This window comes from Pseudogracilibacillus amylolyticus (SeqCode), assembly GCF_051918545.1.
In the GTDB taxonomy this organism is placed as follows: Bacteria; Bacillota; Bacilli; order Bacillales; family Amphibacillaceae; genus Pseudogracilibacillus.
The window spans coordinates 1-26,244 of the sequence record NZ_JBPPZG010000036.1; the positions used below are offsets into that span (position 1 = coordinate 1).

At 35.2% G+C, this 26,244-nt stretch carries 26 protein-coding genes; 24 read left to right on the plus strand and 2 right to left on the minus strand.

The window, feature by feature from the left end; translation table 11 throughout:
• Positions 1-194: 194 nt before the first annotated feature.
• Positions 195-1,118 (minus strand): 2-hydroxy-3-oxopropionate reductase, encoded by a 924-nt coding sequence (locus ACPYKA_RS06130; RefSeq protein WP_479541481.1) that lies wholly within the window; start codon positions 1,116-1,118, stop codon positions 195-197.
• A 661-nt stretch (positions 1,119-1,779) separates the two neighbouring features.
• Between ACPYKA_RS06130 and ACPYKA_RS06135 the strand changes: the two genes are divergently transcribed.
• The 23 genes from ACPYKA_RS06135 to dhaL (ACPYKA_RS06245) all read left to right on the plus strand — a co-directional run bounded on the left by ACPYKA_RS06135 (position 1,780) and on the right by dhaL (ACPYKA_RS06245) (position 24,915).
• Positions 1,780-2,784, plus strand: coding sequence for a dihydroxyacetone kinase subunit DhaK (locus ACPYKA_RS06135; RefSeq protein WP_479541482.1), 1,005 nt, complete (start codon positions 1,780-1,782; stop codon positions 2,782-2,784).
• Positions 2,785-2,807: 23 nt separating this feature from the next.
• Positions 2,808-3,461 (plus strand): dihydroxyacetone kinase subunit DhaL, encoded by a 654-nt coding sequence (gene dhaL / locus ACPYKA_RS06140; protein WP_479541483.1) that lies wholly within the window; start codon positions 2,808-2,810, stop codon positions 3,459-3,461.
• Positions 3,462-3,929: 468 nt separating this feature from the next.
• The gene (locus ACPYKA_RS06145; protein ID WP_479541484.1) at positions 3,930-4,745 is read left to right on the plus strand and encodes a sugar phosphate isomerase/epimerase family protein; all 816 of its coding nucleotides are present in this window, start codon (positions 3,930-3,932) and stop codon (positions 4,743-4,745) included.
• A 2-nt stretch (positions 4,746-4,747) separates the two neighbouring features.
• Positions 4,748-5,644: a sugar phosphate isomerase/epimerase family protein gene (locus tag ACPYKA_RS06150; RefSeq protein WP_479541485.1), complete on the plus strand. Its 897-nt coding sequence runs from the start codon at positions 4,748-4,750 to the stop codon at positions 5,642-5,644.
• Between the two features lie 60 nt (positions 5,645-5,704).
• Positions 5,705-6,715 carry a C-terminal binding protein gene (locus tag ACPYKA_RS06155; protein ID WP_479541486.1) on the plus strand — a complete coding sequence of 337 codons (1,011 nt, stop codon included), beginning with the start codon at positions 5,705-5,707 and terminating at the stop codon, positions 6,713-6,715.
• Positions 6,716-6,861: 146 nt separating this feature from the next.
• A complete protein-coding gene (locus ACPYKA_RS06160; RefSeq protein WP_479541487.1) occupies positions 6,862-7,620 on the plus strand; it encodes an SDR family oxidoreductase in 759 nt (252 codons plus the stop codon).
• A 295-nt stretch (positions 7,621-7,915) separates the two neighbouring features.
• Complete coding sequence (locus ACPYKA_RS06165; protein WP_479541488.1) at positions 7,916-8,935, plus strand: LacI family DNA-binding transcriptional regulator; 1,020 nt, start codon at positions 7,916-7,918, stop codon at positions 8,933-8,935.
• A 44-nt stretch (positions 8,936-8,979) separates the two neighbouring features.
• Entirely contained in the window at positions 8,980-9,927 is a 948-nt protein-coding gene (locus ACPYKA_RS06170; protein ID WP_479541489.1) for a sugar kinase, read from the plus strand.
• A 20-nt stretch (positions 9,928-9,947) separates the two neighbouring features.
• Positions 9,948-10,610 (plus strand): bifunctional 4-hydroxy-2-oxoglutarate aldolase/2-dehydro-3-deoxy-phosphogluconate aldolase, encoded by a 663-nt coding sequence (locus tag ACPYKA_RS06175; RefSeq protein ID WP_479541490.1) that lies wholly within the window; start codon positions 9,948-9,950, stop codon positions 10,608-10,610.
• A complete protein-coding gene (locus tag ACPYKA_RS06180; RefSeq protein WP_479541491.1) occupies positions 10,600-11,568 on the plus strand; it encodes a C-terminal binding protein in 969 nt (322 codons plus the stop codon). The genes ACPYKA_RS06175 and ACPYKA_RS06180 overlap by 11 nt, the downstream gene beginning before the upstream one ends.
• A 90-nt stretch (positions 11,569-11,658) precedes the next feature.
• Positions 11,659-12,210, plus strand: coding sequence for a TRAP transporter small permease (locus ACPYKA_RS06185; RefSeq protein WP_479541492.1), 552 nt, complete (start codon positions 11,659-11,661; stop codon positions 12,208-12,210).
• Between the two features lie 18 nt (positions 12,211-12,228).
• Positions 12,229-13,503, plus strand: coding sequence for a TRAP transporter large permease (locus ACPYKA_RS06190; protein WP_479541493.1), 1,275 nt, complete (start codon positions 12,229-12,231; stop codon positions 13,501-13,503).
• A gap of 29 nt (positions 13,504-13,532) precedes the next feature.
• Positions 13,533-14,681 carry a galactonate dehydratase gene (gene dgoD / locus ACPYKA_RS06195; RefSeq protein ID WP_479541494.1) on the plus strand — a complete coding sequence of 383 codons (1,149 nt, stop codon included), beginning with the start codon at positions 13,533-13,535 and terminating at the stop codon, positions 14,679-14,681.
• Positions 14,682-14,708: 27 nt separating this feature from the next.
• A complete protein-coding gene (rpiA, locus tag ACPYKA_RS06200; protein WP_479541495.1) occupies positions 14,709-15,377 on the plus strand; it encodes a ribose-5-phosphate isomerase RpiA in 669 nt (222 codons plus the stop codon).
• A gap of 299 nt (positions 15,378-15,676) precedes the next feature.
• Complete coding sequence (locus tag ACPYKA_RS06205; RefSeq protein WP_479541496.1) at positions 15,677-16,735, plus strand: TRAP transporter substrate-binding protein; 1,059 nt, start codon at positions 15,677-15,679, stop codon at positions 16,733-16,735.
• Positions 16,736-18,229: 1,494 nt separating this feature from the next.
• Positions 18,230-18,877 carry a class I fructose-bisphosphate aldolase gene (locus ACPYKA_RS06210; protein WP_479541497.1) on the plus strand — a complete coding sequence of 216 codons (648 nt, stop codon included), beginning with the start codon at positions 18,230-18,232 and terminating at the stop codon, positions 18,875-18,877.
• Positions 18,878-18,994: 117 nt separating this feature from the next.
• A complete protein-coding gene (locus ACPYKA_RS06215) occupies positions 18,995-19,822 on the plus strand; it encodes a sugar phosphate isomerase/epimerase family protein (RefSeq protein WP_479541498.1) in 828 nt (275 codons plus the stop codon).
• Positions 19,822-20,040, plus strand: coding sequence for a hypothetical protein (locus ACPYKA_RS06220; RefSeq protein ID WP_479541499.1), 219 nt, complete (start codon positions 19,822-19,824; stop codon positions 20,038-20,040). The genes ACPYKA_RS06215 and ACPYKA_RS06220 overlap by 1 nt, the downstream gene beginning before the upstream one ends.
• Positions 20,025-20,723, plus strand: coding sequence for a sugar phosphate isomerase/epimerase family protein (locus ACPYKA_RS06225; protein ID WP_479541500.1), 699 nt, complete (start codon positions 20,025-20,027; stop codon positions 20,721-20,723). The genes ACPYKA_RS06220 and ACPYKA_RS06225 overlap by 16 nt, the downstream gene beginning before the upstream one ends.
• A gap of 65 nt (positions 20,724-20,788) precedes the next feature.
• On the plus strand, positions 20,789-22,105 hold the full coding sequence (locus ACPYKA_RS06230) for an MFS transporter (protein ID WP_479541501.1): 1,317 nt from the start codon (positions 20,789-20,791) through the stop codon (positions 22,103-22,105).
• Positions 22,106-22,216: 111 nt separating this feature from the next.
• Positions 22,217-23,224 carry a dihydroxyacetone kinase subunit DhaK gene (locus tag ACPYKA_RS06235; RefSeq protein ID WP_479541502.1) on the plus strand — a complete coding sequence of 336 codons (1,008 nt, stop codon included), beginning with the start codon at positions 22,217-22,219 and terminating at the stop codon, positions 23,222-23,224.
• Between the two features lie 77 nt (positions 23,225-23,301).
• Positions 23,302-24,210 (plus strand): dihydrodipicolinate synthase family protein, encoded by a 909-nt coding sequence (locus ACPYKA_RS06240; RefSeq protein WP_479541503.1) that lies wholly within the window; start codon positions 23,302-23,304, stop codon positions 24,208-24,210.
• A 36-nt stretch (positions 24,211-24,246) separates the two neighbouring features.
• Positions 24,247-24,915, plus strand: coding sequence for a dihydroxyacetone kinase subunit DhaL (gene dhaL / locus ACPYKA_RS06245; protein WP_479541504.1), 669 nt, complete (start codon positions 24,247-24,249; stop codon positions 24,913-24,915).
• A gap of 42 nt (positions 24,916-24,957) precedes the next feature.
• Here the strand turns inward: dhaL (ACPYKA_RS06245) and ACPYKA_RS06250 are convergent, their stop codons facing one another.
• Positions 24,958-25,728 (minus strand): DeoR/GlpR family DNA-binding transcription regulator, encoded by a 771-nt coding sequence (locus tag ACPYKA_RS06250; RefSeq protein WP_479541505.1) that lies wholly within the window; start codon positions 25,726-25,728, stop codon positions 24,958-24,960.
• 259 nt (positions 25,729-25,987) lie between these two features.
• Between ACPYKA_RS06250 and ACPYKA_RS06255 the strand changes: the two genes are divergently transcribed.
• A partial coding sequence (locus tag ACPYKA_RS06255; RefSeq protein WP_479541506.1) for an RpiB/LacA/LacB family sugar-phosphate isomerase occupies positions 25,988-26,244 on the plus strand: 257 nt, incomplete at its 3' end.

The window sequence follows — 26,244 nt, forward strand, 5'->3', positions numbered from 1 at the left end:
CAAGCCTTCACATATATATTCAAATAAGCTTCAAAGCACACTAAGAAAAATTAACTTAAATGTGTCCTAAATATTGACGTAGATCCAAGATTATAAAAAATAATAATTATCGGAAATAAGCATAAAGCGAAGAGTAAATCTTTTTCTATAAGCATTATCTTGATGGCATACGTTAGACAGCTATAAAAGCTGGACTATTTCCCTCCTCTAGGGATTTGGTGATTTCCTATCTTTTCAAAGAAATTAATAATAAATGAATGATCTTTCTTCGCATTTCCATTAGCCATTTGTGAACTAAAAATCTCCTTAACAAGGTTGGTAATAGGTAAAGGTAAACCGATTGCGTTTGCGGAAGACTGAATATTAGTAAGGTCTTTAAAGTTAGTTTCTATTCTACCACCTGGTTCGAAGTTTCTCTCTAATATCATTGGCATTTTTGCATGCATTACTGCACTGCCTGCAAGTCCACTGTTTACAGCTTCGTAAAGTTTATTTAGATCAATACCTGATTTACTAGCAAATATGGATGCTTCTGATAAGGCAGCTAGGTGAATACTTACGAGAATTTGATTAGCTAGTTTTGCTACAGAACCTGCACCGCTGTCACCTATGTGAACTATTTTATTTCCCATTGTCTGAAGAATTGGAAACACTCGTTCAAAAGGTTCTTTATCCCCTCCAACCATGATAGAAAGGGTGCCTTCAATTGCCATAGGTTCTCCGCCGCTGACGGGAGCGTCTATAAACTGTATCTGATAATCTTTTAATTTAGTATAAAAAGATTTTGAGTCCTCAGGTGAAACTGAGCTCATATCGATAATAATCGTATTGGCAATTCCGTTTTTAGCAAGACCATCATCCGCGAATAATACCTGTTCAACATGTTTTGCTGCAGGTAACATGGTAAAAATAACATCACTGTTTTCTGCAATTTCCTTATTTGAGTAGCATGGTTCCCCACCTAATTCAGCTAGCTCATTTACGGCGTCCCTATTTAAGTCATGTAAATACGTTTCATAGCCAGCATTTATCACACGTTTTGCCATAGGCTTCCCCATAATCCCTAACCCAATAAACCCTATTTTCATAATTATAACCTCCTTTGTAATTGTTTCCAATCATCATTTTATACCAAAATGAAAGGAAAGTACATAAAATAAAATCAAAAAATAATAAATGAAATAATAATACAACTATATAAATATGAATTTATTTAAGGATTTACTTAAAATTATCACTGATTAACGTATTTTGAACTAGTTTCTCAAATAGTAGATTTAATTTTAATCAGGATTCCTTAAATGATCATTTAATAAGAATATTGACAAATTGAAAGTAAATGATAAAATAAGAAAGTGATAAATGTAATCGATTTCAAAGTGTTATATATTTATAAATATAGAAATTTAAGGGGAGTGATGATGGAATTTCTTTGTCAGGGTTCAAACTTGGGTACTAAATCATACTATTGAAGCGGATATTAGATAATGTTAAGTGTGGTAGTTTAACCGCTTTAGATAAGCAAGTAGTTTATAGGAGATATAAAAATGGTTAAAAAGGGAGTTTAAATTAGCAGTGGTGACATTATCACATGCTTTTCTTGGTGGAAATTCATCTACTAAGGAATCAAAAAATACAAAATCACTATTTTAACTATTACTTCATTTTCCCTGATCAATTCTTGGCCCTAATCAGGGATTGAATTACAGAATGTCACTACCTATAAATTAACAATACATCATAATTTAGTTGATAATTTTTAAAAATGGAGTGAAAGAAATGAAAAAGTTGATCAATGATCCTAAAAACGTAGTAGAAGAGATGGTAGAAGGGTACGTCAAGGCACATCCTAATTATATTAGACAACTTACTGAAAATGAAAGGGCTTTAGTGACAACTAGAGAAACTCGTGATGGGAAAGTTGGTATTTTAATCGGTGGTGGTTCCGGTCATGAACCGGGGTTTATGGGTTATGTTGGAGATGGTATGGCTGATGGTGTAGCTGTTGGTAATATCTTCGCATCTCCGTCTCCGGATCCTATTTTAGAAGTTACTAAAGCTATTGATAAAGGTGCTGGAGTGGTATATCTATATGGTAACTATGCTGGAGATGTAATGAACTTCGGTATGGCAGCTGAAATGGCTGAATTAGAAGAAGACATTAAAGTAGGGGTAGCTTTGGCAACTGATGACGTTGCATCCGCACCAAAAGATGAAAAAGAAAAAAGGCGTGGCATAGCAGGTGAGTTTTTCATTTTTAAAGCTGCAGGTGCTGCCGCTGACTTTGGCTATAATTTAGATGAAGTGGTACGAGTTGCAAATAAGGCGAATGAAAATACGCGTTCGATGGGTGTTGGATTATCTCCATGTTCCCTACCGCAAACTGGAGAACCTAGCTTCGAGATTGGTGACGATGAAATGGAAATTGGGTTAGGACACCATGGTGAACCAGGAATTGAAAAAGGGACAATTCAATCTGCAAATAATGTAGCTGATCGATTAGTTAATGATATTTTAGCGGATATTGAGATTAATAAAGGAGGAAAAGTGGCTGTTCTTGTAAATGGACTTGGGTCTACGCCTCGGATGGAACTATATATTACTTTTAGAAGAGTAGAGCAAATTTTAAAAGAAAAAGGAATTGAAATTTATCGTTCGTATGTTGGGGATTACATTACATCCCTTGAAATGGGCGGGCTATCTGTAACACTTATGAAGTTAGATGATGAATTAATTAAAACAATTGATCATCCAGTAGATTGTCCAATGTTTGTACAAAAATAGTATAAAATGAAAGGAAGTTCTTTATGAAAATTTCTGCGAATCAATTTATAGAATACTTTAAAAAGGTTATAAATATGATTGAAGAAAAAAAAGATTATCTCTGTGAATTAGATCGTAAACTAGGTGATGGAGATCATGGTGTTACCATGTCTATTGGATGGCAAGCGGTAAATCAAAAAATAGAAAATGAATTAAAAGACGAAGAAGATTGTTCTACAATAAGCTTAACAGTTGGTAAAACGTTCTTAAGTGCTGTCGGGTCATCTGTTGGCCCTTTATATGCTACAGGTTTTATGCGTGGTGCAAAAGTAGTGAAGGGTAAGTCGGAGTTAACGGAAAAAGACCTTGTGGATTATTGGGTTGCCTTTGCAAAAGGGATTAAAGAAAGAGGTCAAGCTGAAGTTGGAGATAAAACGATGGTCGATACGCTTGAACCGTTTTTTATTGAGTTAGAAGCTAAATTTAAAGAAACTAATGACTTTATTATTTCATTTACGACTGCGGTTGAAAAAGCAAAAGAAGGAATGGAATCAACAAAAGACCTTTTGTCCAAAAGGGGTCGTTCTAGTCGTTTAGGTAATCGTTCTATCGGAGCACAAGATCCCGGGGCAACATCTGCGTATTACATCCTATCAACGTTCTTAAGCTTGTTGGAAAATAAATTACAATCTAGTTAATAGACATCATCATAAGATTCAAATAATTAAAAGAATCGGAGACCTTCCCCGATTCTTTTTTGTAAGCAACCTATACCATTCTTTATATCCACAGTGTGCCAATCTGGCTTTTTATTGATTACCAAAACCTTTACAAAGTGTTCGGCTAAAGAATAAATAACTTATACTTTATAAATATAAAGCCTCTGTACAATTCTTTGACTTATGAACAATTTCACCTATATTCCAAACTAAAAGAATAGGACCACTAAAAATGTTGATTTATAGAAAAGTTGCCTCCGAAAACTGGAACATTTATTTGTTATTACTTTCGCTTCTTAACTATTATGTAAAAACAACAGAATAATAAATTGAAATTGATAATATTCAATAATAATATTGACAAAACGAAAAAAAATGATATTATAAATATGACATATATTGAAAACGATTACAAATGATCAGTTACTATTGGGAGGAAGGGATATAATGGAATATGGATGTCAAGGATCAACGTGGGTGCTGGATTACGATATCGAAGCTGATATAATGGATAAAATTATGGACGATGTAAAACAAGGCGGTTTTACCGGTCTAGATATGCAGGTTTCGTTATTAGGAAGATATAAAAATGACCCAAACCGTTTCAAAGAAGAATTGGATAAAAGAGGTCTGAAGTTAGCGGCTTTGACATTGCCGCATGCCTTTGAAGGCGGAAAATCTTCTGATAAGGAAAGAGAATTACAAGACTATTACTTTAATTATATAAAGCACTTTCCAGGTGCAATTCTAAACATACCTTCTCGTGTAGGTCCAAATCGTGATAATCTATTTAAACGACAAAAAGAGATAATTAAAGGTGCAAATGAATTAGGGAAACGGGCTTATGAAAACGGTATTGTCACTTCGTTACACCCAATCTCCTATGAAACTTCTTATTGGAGATTCAAAGAAGACTATGATGTCCTATTTGATGGTTTAGATCCTATGTATATGGGTTATACTCCAGACGTTGGTCACATTGTTTTTGGAGGAATGGATCCAGTAGAAATAATTAAAGAAGCATTCCCTTTAATCAAGCATGTTCATTTCAAAGATGCTTCATGGAAGCGAGAGTGGAAGAAGATGGGAGAAGGGGATATTGATATACCGCAATGTGTTCAAGTTCTAAAAGATAATGGGTATGATGGCTGGCTTATAGTGGAAGAAGAAACACCAGAAGCGCAATATCAAACTACTAAAACAATTGCAGAGATTGGTAGATATGTTGAAAAGTATCTGCATCCTATTGTAAGAGGAGAATAACAATGACTAAATTTATCCCTTCATTACTTGTGCCAGAAGTTTTTCATCCAATTAAAAGAGAAAAAAATTTTACTGCTGATTTACTAGAAAGCATTATAGAGACAAATTTTTATAAATCTGTTGAATTAGGGGATGGGTTCGATGAGAAGGAGCGAAAACGGATACTAGCAGTTACAGAGAAAAATGGGATTGAAGTTACACAATGGCTTACCTTCTTAATCGAGGAAAATAATCTAGATGTTTCTTCTTTGGATACTTCGTTAAGGAAAAAAGCAGTCAGTAATCTAAAGGAAAGCTTGCCTTTAGCCGCTGAAATTGGTGCGAAAAATATAGCCATAGTAACTGGCGATGATCCAGGAAAAGAAAGCTGGGCTGAAGGAATTGAAAGCCTATACGAGAGTATATGTGAAATTGCTGAAGCTGCGAAAGAGTTTAATATGAATCTACTAATAGAACCACTTGACCGTTTTGCTCATAAAAAGCGAATTCTTGGAACAACCGATGAAACAGTAGAGTTATTAATAAAGGTACAAAAATCTCATAGAAATGTTGGAATTGCATTTGATACTGCACATGCAGCGTTAAATGGAGAAGATATTTTTGAGGCACTGGAAAAAGGGAAAGAACTCATTCATCAAATTCATTTTTCCAATGCAGTTTTAGATACTAAAAGTGAACTATATGGTGATTTTCATATGGAAATCGGCGAACCAGGATTTCTAACAGTAGACAAAATCAGTGCGATTTTGCAAAAGGCGCACGAACTGGGGATTCAAGCTGAAAAAGGGCTACGTGTCGCAGCTGAAGTACGCGGGAAAATAGATAAGGAGAACAGTATGCAAAACGAAAAAAAATTAAGGAGCATCTTAGCAGAAGCTTTACAAGGTCAAGCTGTTTAATAGTAAACGTTTATTTCCTGATAAATAAACGTTTACAATAAGAAATAAGGTGGGGACAAGATGAAAGTTGTTATTACAGATCATGAATATCCAAATTTAAGTTACGAAAAGAAAGTGCTTACTCATGATGGAGTTGAATTAGAAATTCATCAATGTAAAACTGAAGATGAAGTAATCAAAGCTTGTCGTGATGCAGATGGTATCATCAACTTATATGCTCCGATTTCTCGCAGAGTCATTGAATCGTTGGAAAAATGTAAAGTTATCACTAGATACGGTGTTGGTGTAGATACCATTGATTTGGAGGCTGCAACAGAAAGAGGGATTTGCATTGGTAATGTACCAGATTATGGAATAAATGAAGTATCAGATCATGCACTTGCATTAATGATGAATCTGTTACGAAAAATAGTTTTTGCCAATCAATCGGTAAAAAATGATGTTTGGGATGTAAATACAACAAAGCCAATTAGACGACTTAATACGCTGACAGTAGGTTTGGTCGGTTTTGGTAATATTCCAAGGAGATTAGCAGGAAAAGTAAAAGTACTTGGAATGAAGGTTATCGTCTCGGACCCTTACTTATCAGAAGAAGTAGCAAAAGAAAATGACGTTGAACTTGTATCCCTAAGTGAATTGTGTGAACGTACGGATGTTCTTTCTGTTCATGCACCACTTACAAATTCAACGAAAGGCATGATTGGCAAAGAACAATTCAATATGATGAAAAAAGGAATCTATCTTATAAATACTGCGAGAGGCCCCGTTGTAGATGAAGAGGCATTACTAGAAGCATTACAAAATGGAACAGTAGCTGGAGCAGGACTTGACGTAATTGAAAAAGAACCAATTGATCGCAATCATCCTTTTTTGTCCATGGATAATGTCATACTTACGCCACATATGGCTGGATACTCTGAAGAATCCGCTAAAGAAATGCGTTCAAAAACAGCCCTTGGTATTATTGACGTACTCGTATATGGACAATATCCAAAATACTTAGTAAATAAGGATTTGCAAGATAAACTAGATTTAAAGTCATTTGAAATGAGAGACGAATACATTTTCTAGTTGGAAGGTGAGCATAAGGTATAGGTTAATTTCCTGGATTTAGGTAACATAAGAACAATGTAAAAATCGTTGATTCCCTGATTATATAAAAAATGTGATTTCTATGAAAGTTTAGTACCCACACTCTATTTATGGGGAGGATAAGAATGCTGGATTTATTTTCACTTGAGGGAAAAACAGCTGCTATAACTGGTGCGACAAGAGGGATTGGTTCTTCGTTAGCAATTGGTTTAGCAGAAGCAGGTGCTGATATTGCACTACTCCAACGAGACCCTTCTCAAACACATGTAAAATTGGAAGTAGAGAAGCTAGGGAGTAAATGCGAAATCATAGCTTGTGATTTATCTGACATAAAACAAGTTAAAGATGCTGTACCAACAGTAATTGAGCAAATGGGAAAACTAGATATTTTAGTTAATAATGGTGGGATTCAACGTCGTTCCCCTGCAATAGAGTTCTCAGAAGAAGATTGGGATGAAGTGATGACAGTCAATTTGAAAGCAGTCTGGATGCTAGCTCAAAGTGCTGGGCAACATATGATACCGAGAAAAGGTGGGAAAATTATAAACATCGCTTCTTTGAATTCATATCAAGGAGGGATTACCATTCCTGCTTACACCTCGGTAAAAGGAGGGGTAGCTCAACTTACAAAAGCTTTATCCAATGAATGGGCACAATACAATGTAAATGTGAATGCGATTGTTCCAGGATACATTGCAACAGATATGAATGAGGCGTTAATTCAAGATAATACCCGTAACAGACAAATTATGGAAAGAATTCCGGCAGGTCGATGGGGTGAACCGGATGATTTTAAAGGAACCGTTATTTATCTAGCTTCTGATGCATCGAATTATGTACATGGACATCTGTTATCGGTTGATGGTGGATGGTTAGGGAGATAAACGAACACGAACTCTTGCTTAGAGATAATAGATGAGAAGATAATTTCTTTATTTATTCATTTTATTTTTAGAATAAAATGAAAGTATAGTGTTCAAGTCGGTTATGAAAACTGAATATTAAAAAGTGACTACGACACTATATTTAGTAATCGATTTATCAAATATCGTATTTACTAAATCGATTTATTAAGTTGATCTATTAATTGAAAACTAGTGATCTATTGTTATTAATCTGAAAAAAGTAAAGGTTCAAAAAATTTTTATTTCATTTCAATGTTTCCGGATGGTGTAATCGATGAAAACGATAACTATTACTGATGTAGCAAAACGTGCTGGAGTTTCTAAAAGTACTGTTTCACAGTATTTAAATGGTCGCTATGATTATATGGCTATAGAAACAAAAGAGAGAATTAAAAAAGTAATTGAAGAACTAGACTATAATCCGAACAAAATTGCTAGAAGTCTAAAACAGAAAAGAACGACAACAATTGGAGTAGTATTGGCCAATATCTTGTATGGGTTTAATACAAAAATAATGAGGGCTATTGAGGATGTTTGTAACAAATCAGGTTATCATGTCATTATTTGTAATGCAGATGATAATCCAGAAAAAGAAGAACGCTATATTGAAATGTTGTTATCCAAACAAGTTGATGGAATTATAGCAATACCAACCACGAATAATAACGAACTATACCAGAAGTTGTGTAAGAGAAATTATCCACTTGTTTTTATTGACCGAGTCCTACCGGATACACAAGTTAGTTGCATGTTATTAGATAATGAAAAAGCAGCAAAATTATGTGTGGAGGAGCTTATGGAAAATGGCTATAAAAAAATCGCAATTGTGACGATGATACCTGAAACAATTACTCCAAGACAGGAACGTCTCGTTGGCTTTAAAAAAGCAATAAAAGAATATGGGTTATATTCTGATATGGATTATGTTATTGCTTCTCCAATCAAGGAAATGCAGATAAGATTAGAAACCTTATTGGGATCACCAAACCGACCAGAGGCGGTGATTGCAACCAACGATTTAACACTGATGGAAATTTTGAAATATGTAAGAGCTAACAACCTTAAAGTACCTGAGGATTTAGCTCTCATTGGAATTGATGAAATGTCCTTTGCTGAGATTTTCACTCCTACTTTATCGACGGTTGCCCAACCAGCCTTTGATATAGGAGCAAGTGCGGCTAAATTATTAATTGAAAAAATAAATGGGAATGAAGTTAATATACAGAAGGTTCATCGATTTGAACCAGAATTAATCAGAAGATCTTCCTCTATAAGAAGTAATTTAGAGGTTTAGGTAGTGGAATTATACAGAAGGAACTACATAGAGGTGGGGAAATAATGGATGTTATTACAATTGGAGAGACGATGTTGCTATTCACCCCTAATACAGAAGGGCATATGCGCTATGCTTCTAACTTTTCAAGGAGATTCGGTGGGGCTGAGTCAAATGTCGCTATAGGATTAGCCAAGCTAGAGCATAGAGCTGGTTGGATTAGCCGAGTTGGGAACGATGAATTTGGGAAAGCACTGCTATCCTTTTTAAGAGGAGAAGGTGTTGATATCAGTCAGGTTAAATCTGATGATATAGCACCTACAGGCTTGTACTTTAAAGAAAAACGAACGGTCTCGGAGTTCCGAATCAAGTACTACCGTAAAGGTTCAGCTGCAAGCAAAATGAATGTAAACGATATAAATGAAGAATATCTTAAGCAAGCCAAGTATTTGCATGTTACAGGAATCACCCCTGCATTAAGTGAATCATGTTACGAAACAATCACATTTGCAATGAAGCTGGCTAAAAAGAATGGTGTTACCGTAGTATTTGACCCTAATTTAAGAAGAAATTTGTGGTCAGAAGAAAAGGCAAAAGAAGTGCTTCTTGAACTAGTATCCTATGCCGATATTGTTCTACCCGGGTTGGAGGAGGGAGAATTCCTCTATGGTACAAATGAGCCGATTAAAATAGGAAAAAGAATACTTGATTCTGGTGCATCATTAGCCGTTATTAAAACAGGTTCAGAGGGCGCTTACTATGTAACAGAAAACAAGTCTGAACATGTGCCCGGTTTCGAGGTTAGTCAAATTAAAGACCCAGTTGGTGCTGGAGACGGATTTTGTGCAGGCTTTCTATCTGGACTACTCGATGGCTTATCAATAAAAGAAAGCATAACTCGTGGCAATCTTGTTGGTTCAATTGTGGTGAAAGTTGATGGAGATGTTGAAGGACTACCCGAACGAAGTGAATTAATCAAATACCAGTCACATATTAATGATGTTGCTAGATAGGTGGAATTGGAGGAAAAACAATGAATGGTATTAGTAGAATAAAAGAGAATGGTATAGTCGCGATTATTCGTGGGCAACAACGTGAAAATATTATTCCCATCTTAGAAGCCCTACTTGAAGGAGGGATCCGTACAGTAGAAATTACAGCTGATACGCCTGGAATAACATTCGCTCTTGAAGAAGTCGTAAAAGAGTTTGGTGATGAGATGTACATTGGTGCGGGAACAGTTTTTGATTCTGAGACGGCAAAGCTTGTTATTAATAGTGGTGCAAAATTTGTTATATCTCCGACTACAAATGTTGAAACAATTCGTTTAACTAAGCGTTACGGGGCAGTATCAATGCCTGCTGCTATGACGCCAACTGAAATTTTAACTGCATTTGAAGCGGGGGCGGATATAATAAAACTTTTCCCTGCAAGAAGTTTAGGTGTAAGTTATATCAAAGATATACGTGGGCCATTACCTCAAGTGCCAATCCTTCCAACAGGGGGAATAGGGCTTGAAAATATGGAGGATTTTTTCCGAGCCGGAGTAGTTGGTGTGGGTATAGGTAGTTCCTTGGTAAAGGGAAATATGAACACATCATCAGATGAGTTGAAAAAGTTAACATTTCGAGCAAAACAGTATACTGAGAAGTTTCTTGATTTAAAACAAAAAGGGGTCGTTTCAAGTGGGGTATAAAGTATTATTTTCAGATTACGAGTATCACTCTGTTGAAATCGAAGAAAACTTAATTAGAGAACGAATCCCGAACGTTGAGTTTATTTATGCTCAATGTCGTACGGAAGAGAAAGTCATTCAAGTTGCTAAGGATGTTGATGCGATTATTAATCAATATGCACCGCTGAGTAGAAAAGTTATTGAAAATTTAACGGATTGTAAGGTAATTGCACGATATGGAGTTGGCTACAATACGATTGATGTACCGGCTGCAACGGAAAGAAACATTACGGTATGTAATGTAACTGATTACTGTTTGGACGAAGTATCCGACCATGCAATGGCTTTGTTATTGTCTTTAGCTAGAAAAATAACGTTCTTAAACAACAAAGTAAAAGACGGATTATGGGATTATAAAATAGGGACACCAATATTCAAAATTAGAGGACAAGAGATTGGTCTATTAAGTCTTGGGAATATAGCTCAAAAAGTAGCAAAAAAGGCACAGGCATTTGGTTTAAAAGTAATTGCCTATGATCCTTTCATACCTGTTAGAATAGCGAAAGAATTGGATGTGGAATTGGTAGATTTCGAGGAATTATTCCGTCGAAGTGATTATATTTCGGTTCACACGCCATTAAATGAAAATACACGCGCAATTGTTGGAGAAGAGCAGTTTAAATGGATGAAAAAAGAAGCTTTTATCATTAATACTTCAAGAGGTCCAATTATTGATGAAAAAGCCTTGATTAATGCGCTAAAGAACAACGAAATTGCAGGTGCAGGTTTGGATGTACTAGAAATTGAACCAATAAAAAAAGATAATCCTTTACTGAATATGGAACAAGTCATCTTAAATCCTCACGTTGCATGGCATTCCAAGGAAGCTGAAAAGGAGTTAAGAAGGAAAACTGCACAAAATGTTGTAGATGTTCTTCAAGGAAAAGAGCCAGAATATGTTGTTTGTTTGAAGGACTAATCAATTTAAAAGGAGATAGATCCTATCTCTTCAAGTAAATTATAAAAAGCTATTCTATTTAAACTATTATTGTTGAAAGTGAGGATAAACATGAAAATAATCAAATGGCTTGATGCCCACCTAGAGGAATCGCTATTAATTGTTCTAAGTGTTTTAATGACCTCTTCAATCACTGTACAAGTGTTTATGCGATATGTGATGAACTCTTCTCTATCGTGGTCCGAAGAGTTAGCTAGATATTGTTTCATATGGCTAGTTTATATCGGTATTAGTTATGGTGTGAAAATGCAAAAACACATTAAAGTCGATGTTGTGCTGCAATTTATGAAAGTTAGACAGATGAATATTATGGGGATTATAGCTAATTTAATCTTTTTGAGTTTTTCCCTATTAGTTATTGTATATGGAAATAATATTGCTTTACAACTTTTAGGTTGGGGGCAGACATCTCCAGCGTTACATGTTCCAATGGGGTTTGTTTATATGGCTGCTCCAGTTGGCTTTGCTTTAACTTCTATCCGTCTTATCCAACAAATCATTCTTCAAATTTTAACACTTATGGGTAAACGAGAATTTGAAGTGAAAACGGAGCAAGATATTGTAATGGAAGAGATAACAGAGGATAACGAAACTCAGAAATAAACGAGGGAGGTTAAACGTATGACAATCGCGGTTTTATTTGGAAGTTTTGCATTACTTTTACTTATAAGTGTTCCAGTTGGGATTGCTTTAGGAATATCTACCTTAATAACAATTCTTTACTCTGGTTCTGTACCAATTGAATTTTTGATGCAAGGTTTAGTTACTTCGGTCGATAACTTCCCAATTATGGCTGTTCCATTCTTTATTCTTGCTGGAGAAATAATGGGTAAGGGAGGAATTTCTGAACGACTCTTTAAAGTTGCTAACTCTATGGTTGGTAATATAACTGGTGGGTTTGCGATTGCTACCATTGTAACATGCATGTTTTTCGCTGCCATTTCAGGATCTGCACCGGCGACGGTTGCTGCTATTGGAGGTATTATGATTCCAGCAATGGTAAAACAAGGTTATGATCGTACTTTTTCTGCTGCAATTGTTGCTGCCGCGGGTTCATTAGGTGTAATCATACCACCTAGTATTCCAATGGTTATTTATGGAACATCCGCAGCTACATCTATAGGTGACCTGTTTATAGCTGGTATTATTCCTGGTCTATTAATTGGTCTTGCTTTAAGTATATATGCATTTTATTATGCAAAGAAAAAAGGATATAAAGGGAATGGTGAAAAGTTCTCTATCAAAAGAATACTTAAATCTCTATGGGAAGCGAAATGGGCACTTGCTGTTCCGGTTATTATTTTAGGTGGTATTTATGGTGGCTTTTTCACACCGACAGAAGCTGCAGCTATAGCGGTTGTTGTAGGACTTATTGCAGGATTGTTCATATATAAAGAATTGAAATGGAAAGACTTGCCACAAACTTTCATTGATTCAGCTTTAACGACAGCAACAGTATTAATCATTGTTGGTACAGCAACAGCATTTGGAAGACTACTTACGGTTGAACAAATTCCAAATCAAATTGCCGAATGGATGTTAACTGTTTCAGATAACCCAATCATTGTCATGTTGTTAATTCTAATTTTACTTCTGTTTGTTGGATGTTTTATGGATACGCTTGCAGCCATTATTATTTTAACTCCTATTCTATTACCAATTGTTACGGGCTTAGGGTTTGATCCTATTCATTTCGGTATCATCATGGTTGTAGGATTAGCGGTAGGGTTTATTACACCACCGGTTGGAGTCAACCTATTTGTTGCACAAGGTATATCTGGTGTATCGTTTGAATCACTTGTGAAGAAAGTCATACCATTTATCGTTGTATTGACTATTATGTTAGTGATTATCTCTTATGTTCCACAACTATCCCTCTTATTGATAGGGAAGTAATACTCAACAAACGTAATAGGAGTGATTGTGTGAAAATAACAAAATTGGAATGCTTTTTAGTTCCACCAAGATGGTGTTTTTTAAAAGTTGAGACAGACGAAGGAATTACTGGTTGGGGTGAGCCTGTTGTCGAGGGACGGGCTGCAACAGTAATAGCAGCGGTTATAGAGTTACAAGATTATATTATTGGTAAGAACCCACTCCATATTCAAGATACGTGGAATATTCTTTACCGTGCTGGTTTCTATAGAGGAGGACCGATCCTTATGAGTGCTATTGCAGGAATTGACCAAGCGCTATGGGATATTAAAGGGAAGTATTATGATGCACCTGTATATGAATTGTTAGGCGGGAAAGTAAGGAATAAAATGCGTGTCTATACCTGGATCGGTGGAGATCGTCCCTCTGATGTAGGTGAAGCTGCTAAACAGTCAGCAGATAATGGGTTTACTGCAATAAAAATGAATGCGACAGAAGAGCTCCAATATATAGACTCTTATAAAAAAATAGATCAAACCCTTGGGAGGGTAGATGCGATTCGGAAAAAAGTAGGGCCGGATATTGGAATTGGTATCGACTTTCACGGCCGGGTTCATAAACCAATGGCAAAAATTTTGATGAAAGAGCTAGAACCTTACCGACCAATGTTTATCGAAGAACCAATTTTGCCAGAGAACAATGAAGCCTTAAAAAATTTAGCAAAAGTTTCTTCCATTCCAATAGCTACAGGAGAAAGAATGTACTCGAGATGGGATTTTAAACACGTATTAGAAGAAGGGGCTGTTGATATCATCCAACCGGATTTATCTCACGCAGGTGGGATTACAGAAACAATGAAAATAGCAGCGATGGCCGAGGCTTATGATGTGGCGCTTGCTCCACATTGTCCTTTAGGACCAATAGCATTAGCCGCATGCTTACAAGTAGATGCAGTTTCACACAACGCCTTTATTCAAGAGCAAAGTCTGGGAATTCACTATAACAAAGAAAATGACCTCCTAGATTATGTCATAGATAAAAGTGTTTTTCAATTTGAAAATGGTTATGTAAAACTACCTGAAAAGCCAGGCCTTGGTGTTGAGATCGATGAGGATGTTGTACGCCAGCATGCAAAAGTTGGACATTCGTGGAAAAATCCAGTTTGGCGCCACGCAGACGGCAGTGTTGCTGAATGGTAATAATAGTAAAAACAAGGGAGTTTACTAATGGATCCAGAAAAAAAGTTAGCGGCTGAAGCATCAATTGATTTTATAGAAGATGGAATGGTAGTAGGCTTAGGCTCGGGTTCCACCGTGGACTGGATGGTGCGTAAATTAGGTGAGAAGGTACTGGAAGGATTAAATATTAAAGCTATTCCATCATCGAAAAAAACAGAACAGCTTGCAGTAGAAGTTGGCGTTCCATTGACTGATTTTGCTTCTGTTGATCGTATCGATATAGCGATCGATGGAGCAGATGAAATAGATGGAAAGCTAAACGCTCTAAAAGGTGGTGGCGGGTCTTTAGTTCGAGAAAAGGTTGTTGATGTTAATGCAGATCAACTTATTATTATTGTTGATCAGTCGAAAGTAGTTGATAAGCTAGGTGAATTCCCTTTACCTGTCGAAGTATTACAATTTGGTTGGGAGATCACGGCCAAACAAATTGCAGAATTAGGTGGGAAACCAGTTCTAAGAATGAGAGACGAAAAACCGTTTATTTCGGATAACGTGAATTATATTTTAGATTGTAAGTTTGGCGTAATAACTCAGCCAGAAGCGCTACATGAAAAGTTAAAACTACTGACAGGCGTTGTGGAAACAGGTATTTTTATCAATGTAGTTGATAAAGTGATTATTGGAAGAAAGGATGGAATTGTAGTTTTAAAGAATTAGTATTATCCAGTCAAACGACAGCTTGAAGGGGGGTGTAAACTTGTTTGATATTATTACCCTAGGAGAGTCTATGATTACACTTTAGTCCTACCGTTAAAGGACGATTAAAGTTTGCCAATGCTTTTGAGAAAAAGGTGGCGCGGGGCTAAATGTTTGCCAGCGTAAACTGCTCGATAGTAGTGAGTGTTGATGGAGATAATGAAGGGTTACCAAGTAATGATGAAGTTCTAGAAAAACTTGGTCAAAGGTAATTTATTGAAAGATAATTATAAAAAATTATTTTCCTCGGAGGGATTATGATGAAAAAATTAGTATTTCTTTTAACAACTTTATTTTTAGTATTGTTACTTGCAGCATGTGGTGACAACGATAGTGAAGCGGCTGGTGGAGAGGCTGCAGATGGACCCACTGAAAGTGTAGCAGCCAATGATGCACAATATACAATCCGTGCAAGTATTGGACTAAACTCAGACCACCCACAATATAAAGGATTATTAAAATTTAAAGAAATTGTAGAAGAAGAAACAAATGGAGCAATTGCAGTAGAAACATATCATAGTGGTCAATTAGGTGATGACCGAACAGCAATGGAAGCTTTACAATTAGGATCACAGGAAGTTACCATTCCCTCAACATCACTAGTTGCTAATTTTATTTCTGAATTTGCGATATTTGATATTCCATTCTTATTCCCGAATGCACAGGTGGCAGATTCTGTTCTTGATGGGGAGATTGGTACGAAGTTATTAGAAATGTTAGAAGAGCAAAATCTGGTAGGTCTTGCATATTGGGAAAATGGATTTCGTGATATGTCCAACAATACTCGTCCAATAGAATCAGCAGCAGACTTTAAAGGCCTTAAGATTCGTACAATGGAAAATGATTTGCACCTAGCGGTATTCCGGGAATTAGGAGCAAACCCAACACCTATGGCAATGCCTGAAGTATTTACGGCTTTACAGCAAGGATCTGTTGATGGACAAGAGAATCCACTTTCAACAATTTATATAGAGGGGCTCTATGAAGTACAAGAATATGTATCTTCTACAAACCATATTTATACACCATTCGTATTCTTAGTAAGTAAATCATTCTATGATAGTTTACCAGAAGATTTCCAAGAAATTGTAAGAAGTGCAGCAGTCGAATCTGGGCAATATCAAAGAGAAATTAACCGTGAAGCGACCGAAGGATTCAAACAAAGTTTAATCGACGAAGGTGTTGAATTTACAGAGGTATCGGAAGAAGCAAAAGCTGAAATGCGTGAAGCAGTATTACCTGTAGTTGAAGAATATGCAGATACAATTGGTAAAGATTTAGTAGAAGAAATGTACCAAGCTGTGGAAGATGCACAATAATAGAATACTAGGTTAGTTTGAAGTTTTTACAATAACAATTCTAACTAAATAGAATCAGAGGCCATCCTTTGATTCTATTTTTATAGATGAATATAGGGATTAAAAATGTGTTGATCATAAGAAATGATTTGGAATTATATTTGAATGAATTTCATAATTCTAAGTCCTTGTGTCTCAATGAGTTGAAACATGTAAAAGGAAGCATCTCCCTAAATCTTGTATAATGGTAGTTGACGATACGACTATAAAAAGACAGAAGAAGTGCTTCCTATTATCATTATACGACAACAGATTTATTCGGCATCCTAGAATTATATGAGATGAAACCTGCCTATCGTTACGAGTCAAATCAATTATTTCAGCATTTGATTTAGATATGGTCTATCATGAAGTAAATAAAAAATACTTAGTGAACCTGTAGAACTAAATTATGCAGGGCTGATTATTTCCTCCAATCCAATAAAAAAATGAAGAGAACGGTTGCTGCAACGTCGTCATCGCGACAAAAAGAACTCAACGGACTCGACCATCCATCGGAACAATGCGCAGTCAACACGTAACTCTTCATTTAACAACAGTGTACACCAATGATGTGTATTTTAAACTGTTGCGTGTTGACCTGTGGGGTATATTTGTAACGATTAGTTGAAAATATTTCCTGCCGATTAGGTAGGGATTAGTTTGGTATACCCAAAAACCGGTATATTGGCCAAAACGTCTTACATCTTTTTTGATTAGCTATTTGGCTTTTACCGCAGTCTTTATCCATATGTGGAACGAATTCAGATGATTAAAGACCTGATTAAACGGCTAAATGAAGATATTGCTTTCAAGCTGAATTGCGGATTTCTTCTACCTCTATTTCAGAAGAAAGATACTTAACAGTAATTCTTTTATTTTCCTCTAATAAGTCAAGTATAACATTCCTTCTTTCACTTACGAACACTTATAGTATACCATCCTTGATATAAATAATATTTTTCGTTTGTTTTTGTGTAACCTTATATCTACCGATAACATTATGATGAAAATTTACTGGTAGATATTGGTATTTCTTTTGTTTAATTACAAAATTTTAGTAGCGCACAGTACGAGAATATAAGTAATAATTTTATAAATATCTATAAGACTTCACTTAGTTTCGAAAACATATAAAAGTATTATGTAATCGAATGTAACTTTTAATTTTCAAATAAACTTATATTAATTGGTTATAAAGAAACTAAAAACTATAAATGAAAAAATAAATAAATATAATATTGACAAAACGAAAATAAATGATAATATACAAATAAGAATATTGAAGCCGATTACATATGATGAAGTTTATTTCTAGGAGGAGCATATGAAGCAAAGAAGATTATCACAAATATTTGCTAGAGATGGAAATTCAATAACATTGGCACTGGATGGATTTTTTTTTCAACAAAAACCGGAGGCATCGATGAAGTAATAAAAAATATTCCAGACCTAGTTGAAAATGGACTTGATGCAGTGATAGTTACTTATGGAATGGCGAAAAATCATGCAGAAGCTTTTTCGGAATTAGGTTTGATAGTAAGAGCAGATTTATCAACAAGTATTTTTGAGCAAAGCGTGCCGGGAATCACCGAATTACTATCAGTAAAAGATGCATTAAAAGTTGGAGCTGACAGTGTTGTTTCAATGACATTTCCAGGATCGGAGCAGGAAGTTAATTCACATAGAATAGCTTGGGATTTAGCAAGAGAGGGAGATAAATGGAACGTACCATTTATGTGCGAAACATTACCATTTAGCTACCATGTTACTAACGAAGATTCGAATCGTATTGAAAAGATTGCTTTGGCTGCAAGACTCGGAACAGAAATTGGCGCTGATATTATAAAAACTAGATTAACTGGGCACGAAAGGGATATTGAGATAATTGAGGCTGCTCAAAAACCAGTACTCGTATTGGGAGGACCTGAAACGAAGGAAATATATGAATACTTTAAATATGTAAAGCACTGTATGGCTGTTGGGGCAAAAGGTGTAGCCGTTGGTAGAAAGATAACACTTAATACAAGTCCCGTAGGAGTTGTTGCGGCATTGAATACTATTATTCATAAAGATGGGACTCCTGAAGAAGCTTTAGATGTTTATAAATCATTTTTAAATTAAAGATAAAATTATTATATAAGATCACTAATCTCTTATATTTAGAGGATTAATTAAGCAATAAATATATTAAAAATGTGGTTAAATAAACCAATTCAAATTATAAGGGAGGAATTTAAAGTGGGTATTAAATTTGGCTGTCACACATCAACGTGGGTATTAGACTATGATGTGGAGGTAGATGTCATTGATCAAATTATTGAAACAGTAAGTAACTCCGGATTTAAGGGGATTGATTTGCAAGTTGCTTTATTGGGAGAATATAAAAATAACCCAGAAAAGCTGAAGAAAAAATTGGATAGTAAAGGAATTGTTTTGAAAGCTTTGACGGTACCTTTTTCCTGGGAAAATGATAAAGAAACTGCAGAAGAAAGGGAGAGGGCTGATTTTTATATTGAATATTTAACACATTTTCCCAATTCAATAATGAATTTGCCTTCTAGAAATGGTCCAAATCGAAACAATTTATTAACAAGACAAATACAAATTGTTAATTGTGCAAATGAAGTAGGAAAGCGAGCGTATGAAAGGGGAGTTGTTGCATCCTTTCATCCGGCCTCACCAGAAAATTCATATTTTAGAACTGCAGAAGACTATAAAGTTTTATTTGAAAATCTAGATACACGTTATATTGGTTATACTCCCGATTGTGGCCATATAAAAGCGGGTAACATGGAACCATTAGATATTGTGAAAGAGAATTTTCAGATTATTAGGCATGTTCACTTTAAAGATTGTGCAAACAACTTAGAGTGGAAGAAGATGGGGGCTGGCGATATCGATTTTCCTGCCATTGTACAATTCTTACACGACAATGACTATAATGGTTGGATTATGGTGGAGGAAGAAACAGAGGAAACAAAGGATAATCCAGATGCTGTTATTTATGATATTGCAGATTACATTAAAAAGAATATTGTACCTATTGTCGAAGGGGTGAAGAAATAATGACTTTTCCCTTCATACCATCTCTATTACTTGCTGAAACATATTTTCCAGTTAAGGATGACAAGGGTGTTACTGCGGAAGTTATAGAAAGGTCTGGAGAAAGCGGATTTTATCGTTCCTTTGAGATTGGAGATATTCAAGATAAACAGGAAAGAAATAGGATTTTAATAGAAAAAGAAAAAAATGATTATATTATTGCTGTGTGGTTAACATTTTAATTGATCGCATGGGGCTAGATGTTTCGTCTTTAGATAATCATTTGAGGGTCAAAACAGTAAAAGAATTAAGGGACCATATTTATTTAGCTAAGGAATATGGTGCGTCAAATATTGCCTTTGTAACTGGTCCTGATCCTGGAGAAGAAAAAAGACAAGATGGAATGGATGCACTTTATGAAAGCTTCTGTTCAATTGCCGAAGAGGCAGAAAAATATAATATGAATGTTTTGGTAGAACATTTGGATAGATTTGCACATAAAAAACGATTATTAGGACCCATAGATGAATCAGTTCACTTGATTGCAAGAGTGCAAAAAGAGCATAAAAATGTTGGATTAGCATTTGACACAGCTCACTCTGCGTTAAACGGCGAAAACGTAGTAGATGCAATTCAGGTTGCAAAACCTTACGTACAGCAAATACACTTTTCTAATGCTGTATTGAATCCAAAAAGTGAATTGTATGGTGACCATCATATGCAAATCGGACAACCAGGTTTTTTAGATAATGAAAAAATAATTAATATATTAAAAATGGTTGACGAGTTAGAAGTGCGGAGTGAAAGTGGTCTGCGCGTTGCTGTTGAGTCTAGAACCCTAGATAAAGAGAAACTTGAGGATAGCGCTCTAAGAACTAAAAAAATACTAGAAAAATCCCTAAAATCTTTAATGATAAAAAGATAAATAATTGTAGCAGTATATAAATTTCAAAAATTATATGCTGATACTGAATAATGGAGGAATATAAAATGAATTCTAATCCAGAACCTTTATCACCCTTGAATGACCCCACGGCAACGAAAAAGAAATTTCGTTATACAGTTGTTATTTGGCTTTTAATAGGTGGGATGATTAATTATATAGACCGTTCTGTTTTGTCAATTGCGGCACCAGGAATCATGGAAGAATTAAATTTCACTACAACAGATATTGGTATTTTAGGTACGGCATTTTCATGGGCTTATGCGATGGGACAATTACCATCAGGGTGGTTGATTGATAAAGTCGGCCCTAAAAAAGTTTATGGATTAGCAGTTATAATTTGGAGTGGGGCGACTTTCGCTGGTGGATTAGTTAGTTCGCTCGTTGTGTTTGTTATGCTAAGAATTTTACTAGGAGTCGCTGAAGCGCCAGCATTTCCAGCATCGGCAAAAATAACTAGTGAATGGTATCCGAAAAAAGAGAGAGGATTTATGTCTGGTATTTGGGATTCCTCAACAAAATGGGGACCAGCAATTGCACCACCTATTCTGATTTTTATTATGGCTACATTTGGTTGGAGAGAATTATTTTACTTTGCTGGAGTCCTAGGAATTATATTCGGTGGATTATTTCTGACATTCTATAATAGACCTGAAAAAAGTAAAAGATTGTCTAAAGAAGAGTTGGCTTATATTAAATCAGATGGTGATAATACAAAAGAATTGGAATTAGAAACTAAAGTGAGTTGGGGTTCACTTTTTAAGTATCGCAGTGTATGGGGCATGATTTTAGGTTATTTCTGTACAATTTGGATTTGGAACATTTTCTTAGTCTTTTTACCCCTATATTTATTAGATGTGTATAATGTGTCTTTTGCAGCCTTAGGTTTATTAGCAAGTATACCTTGGATCGGTGGGGGGCTTGGTAATATAGCTGGGGGATATGCTACTAAAAAAATGATTGAGTCCGGTAAATTTAGCTCGATGAAATCAAAGCAAATTCTCATGAGTGTTGCAGCACTTATTGCAGGAGCTACCGTAATCTTTATGCCATTTGTTAATACAATTGGCTCAACGATATCGCTAATGACAATTGCATTGTTCTTTATTGCAGCTATTACAGGAAATGCTTGGGCATTAGCATCTGACGTGGCACCAGTTTCAATGGTAGCATCTGTTGGCTCAATTCAAAACTTTGGCGGCTACTTTGGCGGAGCTTTCTCACCAGTAGTTGCAGGAATTATCGTTGATGTGACAGGGTCCTATACGATGGCATTTGTAAGTGGCGGTATTATTGCAGCTTGTGCGGCAATATTTTACTTCTTTTTGGTAAAAAAACCTATTCATGAAGTCAATGCTGCATAATAAAATTAATAATTATTAGGTTTAAAGGGTTAATAAATGATTAGATGTTGTTTTGGCCAATTAAGACAGCATTTAATCACTTATTCATTAATTATGAGGAGGTAGGTTCACATGGTGAAAAAAGTTATTAATAATCCAAGTGAAGTTGTTCAAGAAACAATAGAGGGTTTTTTATATGCAAATCATTACTCATATAAACAAATTGAAAATATTACGGGTATTGTTCGTAGAGAGAAAAAAGATAAGGTTGGTGTTTTGGTAGGTGGTGGAAGCGGACATGAACCACTATTTTTGGGATTAATTGGTGAAGGACTTTCTGATGGTATAGCACTAGGAAATGTATTTGCTGCTCCGACTCCAAATACAATTGTTGAAGTTGCAAAAGCAATAGATTCAGGTAAAGGAATTTTATTTGTATATGGAAATTATGAAGGTGATATTCTAAATTTTGATATGGCTGTTGAACTGCTAGAGTTAGAGGGAATTAAGGTTAACACAATAAGAGTGAGTGATGATATTGCATCAGCTCCGATTGAAAGAGTTGAGGATAGACGTGGGATTGCCGGTGATATGTTTGTAATCAAGATAGCTGGTGCAGCTGCGGAGAGAGGGCTTTTATTAGAAGAGGTAACGAGAATCACTGAAAAAGCTAACAAATATACAAACTCCTTGGGAGTAGCTCTTTCATCGGGGACCATTCCTGGAGAAGCTGAACCAACATTTACGCTAGCTGAGGATGAAATTGAGTTAGGTTTAGGAATCCACGGAGAACCTGGGATTGAAAGAAGAAAAATGATGAAAGCAGATGAATTAGTAGATCTCATGATGGATAAGTTACTAGACGAAAGTAATATTGACGCTGGCAAAGAGGTTTGTGTATTAGTTAATGGTCTGGGATCTACTACTTTAATGGAATTATTAATTATAAATCGTAGAGTTGGACAAGTTTTAGAAGAAAAAAATATAAAAATTTATGACATGGACGTAGATAGTTATTGTACTACTCAGGAAATGGCGGGGTTTTCTATTACACTATTAGAACTGGACGACGAGCTTAAAGGGCTGTATGATGATCCTGCCATCTCTCCATATTACAAAAAAATAAAGAAAGACAGATAAGATTGTTCCATTCAAATTATCCATTTTCTAAATTAAAGTAAGCGAGCTATTTATAAAAAAAGGAGTGGACTGACGACATGACTAAAAATGTAAAGTTTCAAGGGATTATACCTCCAGTTTCTACGATATTAGAAAAAACTGGTGATCTTGATAAGGAGGGTATGTCCAAAGTAATTGATTACTTGATTGATTCGGGAGTTCACGGGTTGTTCTTTCTTGGAAGCGGTGGAGAGTTCTCACAGATGTCGATAGAAGAAAGAATTAAAACAGCTGAATATGTGACAAAATATGTGAATGGAAGAGTTCCCGTATTAATAGGAACTGGTAGTTCTAATACAAGAGAAGTGGTCTTGTTAAGTGAACATGCGGAAAAGATAGGTGCTGATGCTGTAGTTATTATTAATCCGTATTATTGGTCTGTAACAGAGAATAATTTATTTAACCACTATAGTACGATTGCCGAAGCAGTTAACTTACCGATAATTCTCTATAACTTTCCTACTTTAACTGGACAAGATCTTAATCCTGATTTTGTTTTAAGCTTGGTAGATAAACATGAAAACATAGTCGGAATCAAAGAAACGGTAGAATCTGTAAGTCATATTCGCGATATGATTTTTACTGTTAAAGAAAAACATCCAGATTTCGCAGTATTCTGTGGCTTTGATGATCATTTACTTCAGACGCTAAGTATGGGGGGAGAAGGAGCAATCTGTGCGAGTGCAAATTTTGCTCCCGAGCTTTCTGTTAATCTATATAAAGCTTTTGTTGAGGGAAATTTCGAGGATTCACTTGCAATACAAAAGAGATTAGTTATTCTTCCGACAATGTATGAATTAGATTCTCCTTTCGTAAATGTTGTGAAAGAAGCAATTAAGTTGAAAGGATTAGATATATCTACACATGTATTACCACCAGCTTATCCTTTAGAAGATGAGAAAATTAATGTATTAAAGAACATACTACAAAAGGCAGATTTACTATAAATGATACATTAAATTAAAAAGTAGGAGGATTTAGGGATGACTATTAATGCAGGGCTTAATATATTAGATGCTTCCCAGGTTAAAGAGATGTTATTGTATGTGGGGGAAAAAGTCAAAGAAAGTAAACCAATTTTAACCAAAATCGATAGCGAAATTGGTGATGGAGATCATGGGATTGGTATGTCTGTTGGTTTTACAAAAGTTGAAGAAACTTTAAAGTCAAAAGAGTTTACATCCGTCCAGGAAGTGTTTAAAACAGCTGGAATGGCAATGGTTCAATCAATGGGGGGAGCATCTGGAATAATTTTTGGCACAATGTTTCTAGGTGGGGCAAAAATATTAAAGGAGAACAGTAAGTTAGATGTTGTTTCTCTCGCGGATTTCTTTGAACAATCATTAAAAGACATTAAAAAACGTGGAAAAGCAAGTATAGGCGATAAAACGATGATTGATTCACTTGAACCTGCCGTAAACGGTTTAAAAGAGAGTGTTAAGTCCTCAGATAGTCTTCTTGATGCTTTAAAAACAGCTGAAGAAAATGCGGAAAAAGGGGTGGAAGCATCAAAAGCCTACATTGCAAAGTTCGGTAGAGCAAAATCATTGGGGGAAAGAGCGGTAGGTCATCAAGATGCTGGAGCAACATCTGTATGGATAATTTTCAAAGCAATGAGAGAATGGTTAGAAAAGGAAAATATGTATAATTAGTGATATAAGAGAGGCATTTAATAGTGAATGCCTCTTTTAATATTAATCGATAACCTTGATATCATTAGAAGTTAATTGTTTTAAAAAGTCATTAGAAAGTTTTTCATCTGTAATTAAAGTATCAATTTGATCAATTGAAGCAAAAGAAGCAATAGAGCTAACGCCTAGTTTTGTATGATCTACCAAGGCAACAACCTTTTCCGCCTTTTCAACCATTAGTTTTTTTAACTCAACTTCATATACATTAAAATCGGTAAGTCCTTCTTCTATTGTAAATCCACTTGCTGAAGCAAACATTATATCGACATTGATTTTATTTAAAATAGTACTACCAAGTACACCTTCTAGCGCCATAGACCCCATTCTTGCAATTCCGCCAAGTACAATTACGTTTATATTTGGATTCTCTTTTAATTCTATTGCAGTAGAAAGGCCACTTGTGACAACGGTTAATTTTAAATCAGTTTCTTTTATTTTACGAGCCAATTCTAAAGCAGTAGTACTCGCGTCTAATAAAATACTATTTTTATAATCAATAAGCTCAATTGCCTTGTTAGCAATAGATACTTTAGAATTTATATTTTTCATTGCTCGATCAGTAAAGTTATTCTGAGGAGGTGAATTTTCATTTAAGACTGCTCCGCCATGTGTCCTAGTTAAAAGACCTTTTTTTTCCATTATATTAAGGTCTGTTCGCAAAGTGGCTTCAGATACATTTAAAGCACTGGCTAAATCTTTGACAGTTAATCGCTTTTCTTTTTGAAGCTTGTTTAATATTAAATTTCTTCTTTCTTCAGCAAACATTTTACTCATATCTATTCCTCCACCGATTAAATAATCCTTTATTATCATATCATGAAAGTAAATGAAAATAAAATTATATTTAATATCAGTATATTTTACCCTTCTTTTTTTATTTATATAGAAAAAGATTGAATTTATAATAAAAATCTACTAGTAATGCAAAAACAATTCGAATACATTCGAAAATAAATGATTATAAATGTTGAAATAAACGAAAACATATAATAGAATGGAGGTGTAAACAAAAGTAATCAGGAGGAATGTAAAAATGAAAATCGCAATCGGCAGTGACCACAACGCATTTCAATTAAAAGAAACAATTAAAGAGTTTTTAGCAGATACAGAGCACGAGGTAATCGACTTCGGCTGTTACTCCGAAGATGCAGTAGATTATCCAGACGTAGCTTTTAAAGTAGCAGAAACAATTAGTGAAGGAAAAGCGGAAAGAGGTATTTTAGTTTGTGGAACTGGTATTGGTGTATGTATTGCAGCAAATAAATATCCAGGAATCCGCGCGGGACTTGC

Excerpts from the sequence above, each read along its gene's own strand:
- ACPYKA_RS06135 (WP_479541482.1), top strand. The coding sequence starts at position 1,780 with ATGAAAAAGTTGATCAATGATCCTAAAAACGTAGTAGAAGAGATGGTA.
- dhaL (WP_479541483.1), top strand. The coding sequence starts at position 2,808 with ATGAAAATTTCTGCGAATCAATTTATAGAATACTTTAAAAAGGTTATA.
- ACPYKA_RS06145 (WP_479541484.1), top strand. The coding sequence starts at position 3,930 with ATGGAATATGGATGTCAAGGATCAACGTGGGTGCTGGATTACGATATC.
- ACPYKA_RS06150 (WP_479541485.1), top strand. The coding sequence starts at position 4,748 with ATGACTAAATTTATCCCTTCATTACTTGTGCCAGAAGTTTTTCATCCA.
- ACPYKA_RS06155 (WP_479541486.1), top strand. The coding sequence starts at position 5,705 with ATGAAAGTTGTTATTACAGATCATGAATATCCAAATTTAAGTTACGAA.
- ACPYKA_RS06160 (WP_479541487.1), top strand. The coding sequence starts at position 6,862 with ATGCTGGATTTATTTTCACTTGAGGGAAAAACAGCTGCTATAACTGGT.
- ACPYKA_RS06165 (WP_479541488.1), top strand. The coding sequence starts at position 7,916 with ATGAAAACGATAACTATTACTGATGTAGCAAAACGTGCTGGAGTTTCT.
- ACPYKA_RS06170 (WP_479541489.1), top strand. The coding sequence starts at position 8,980 with ATGGATGTTATTACAATTGGAGAGACGATGTTGCTATTCACCCCTAAT.
- ACPYKA_RS06175 (WP_479541490.1), top strand. The coding sequence starts at position 9,948 with ATGAATGGTATTAGTAGAATAAAAGAGAATGGTATAGTCGCGATTATT.
- ACPYKA_RS06185 (WP_479541492.1), top strand. The coding sequence starts at position 11,659 with ATGAAAATAATCAAATGGCTTGATGCCCACCTAGAGGAATCGCTATTA.
- ACPYKA_RS06190 (WP_479541493.1), top strand. The coding sequence starts at position 12,229 with ATGACAATCGCGGTTTTATTTGGAAGTTTTGCATTACTTTTACTTATA.
- rpiA (WP_479541495.1), top strand. The coding sequence starts at position 14,709 with ATGGATCCAGAAAAAAAGTTAGCGGCTGAAGCATCAATTGATTTTATA.
- ACPYKA_RS06205 (WP_479541496.1), top strand. The coding sequence starts at position 15,677 with ATGAAAAAATTAGTATTTCTTTTAACAACTTTATTTTTAGTATTGTTA.
- ACPYKA_RS06220 (WP_479541499.1), top strand. The coding sequence starts at position 19,822 with ATGACTTTTCCCTTCATACCATCTCTATTACTTGCTGAAACATATTTT.
- ACPYKA_RS06230 (WP_479541501.1), top strand. The coding sequence starts at position 20,789 with ATGAATTCTAATCCAGAACCTTTATCACCCTTGAATGACCCCACGGCA.
- ACPYKA_RS06235 (WP_479541502.1), top strand. The coding sequence starts at position 22,217 with ATGGTGAAAAAAGTTATTAATAATCCAAGTGAAGTTGTTCAAGAAACA.
- ACPYKA_RS06240 (WP_479541503.1), top strand. The coding sequence starts at position 23,302 with ATGACTAAAAATGTAAAGTTTCAAGGGATTATACCTCCAGTTTCTACG.
- dhaL (WP_479541504.1), top strand. The coding sequence starts at position 24,247 with ATGACTATTAATGCAGGGCTTAATATATTAGATGCTTCCCAGGTTAAA.
- ACPYKA_RS06250 (WP_479541505.1), bottom strand. The coding sequence starts at position 25,728 with ATGAGTAAAATGTTTGCTGAAGAAAGAAGAAATTTAATATTAAACAAG.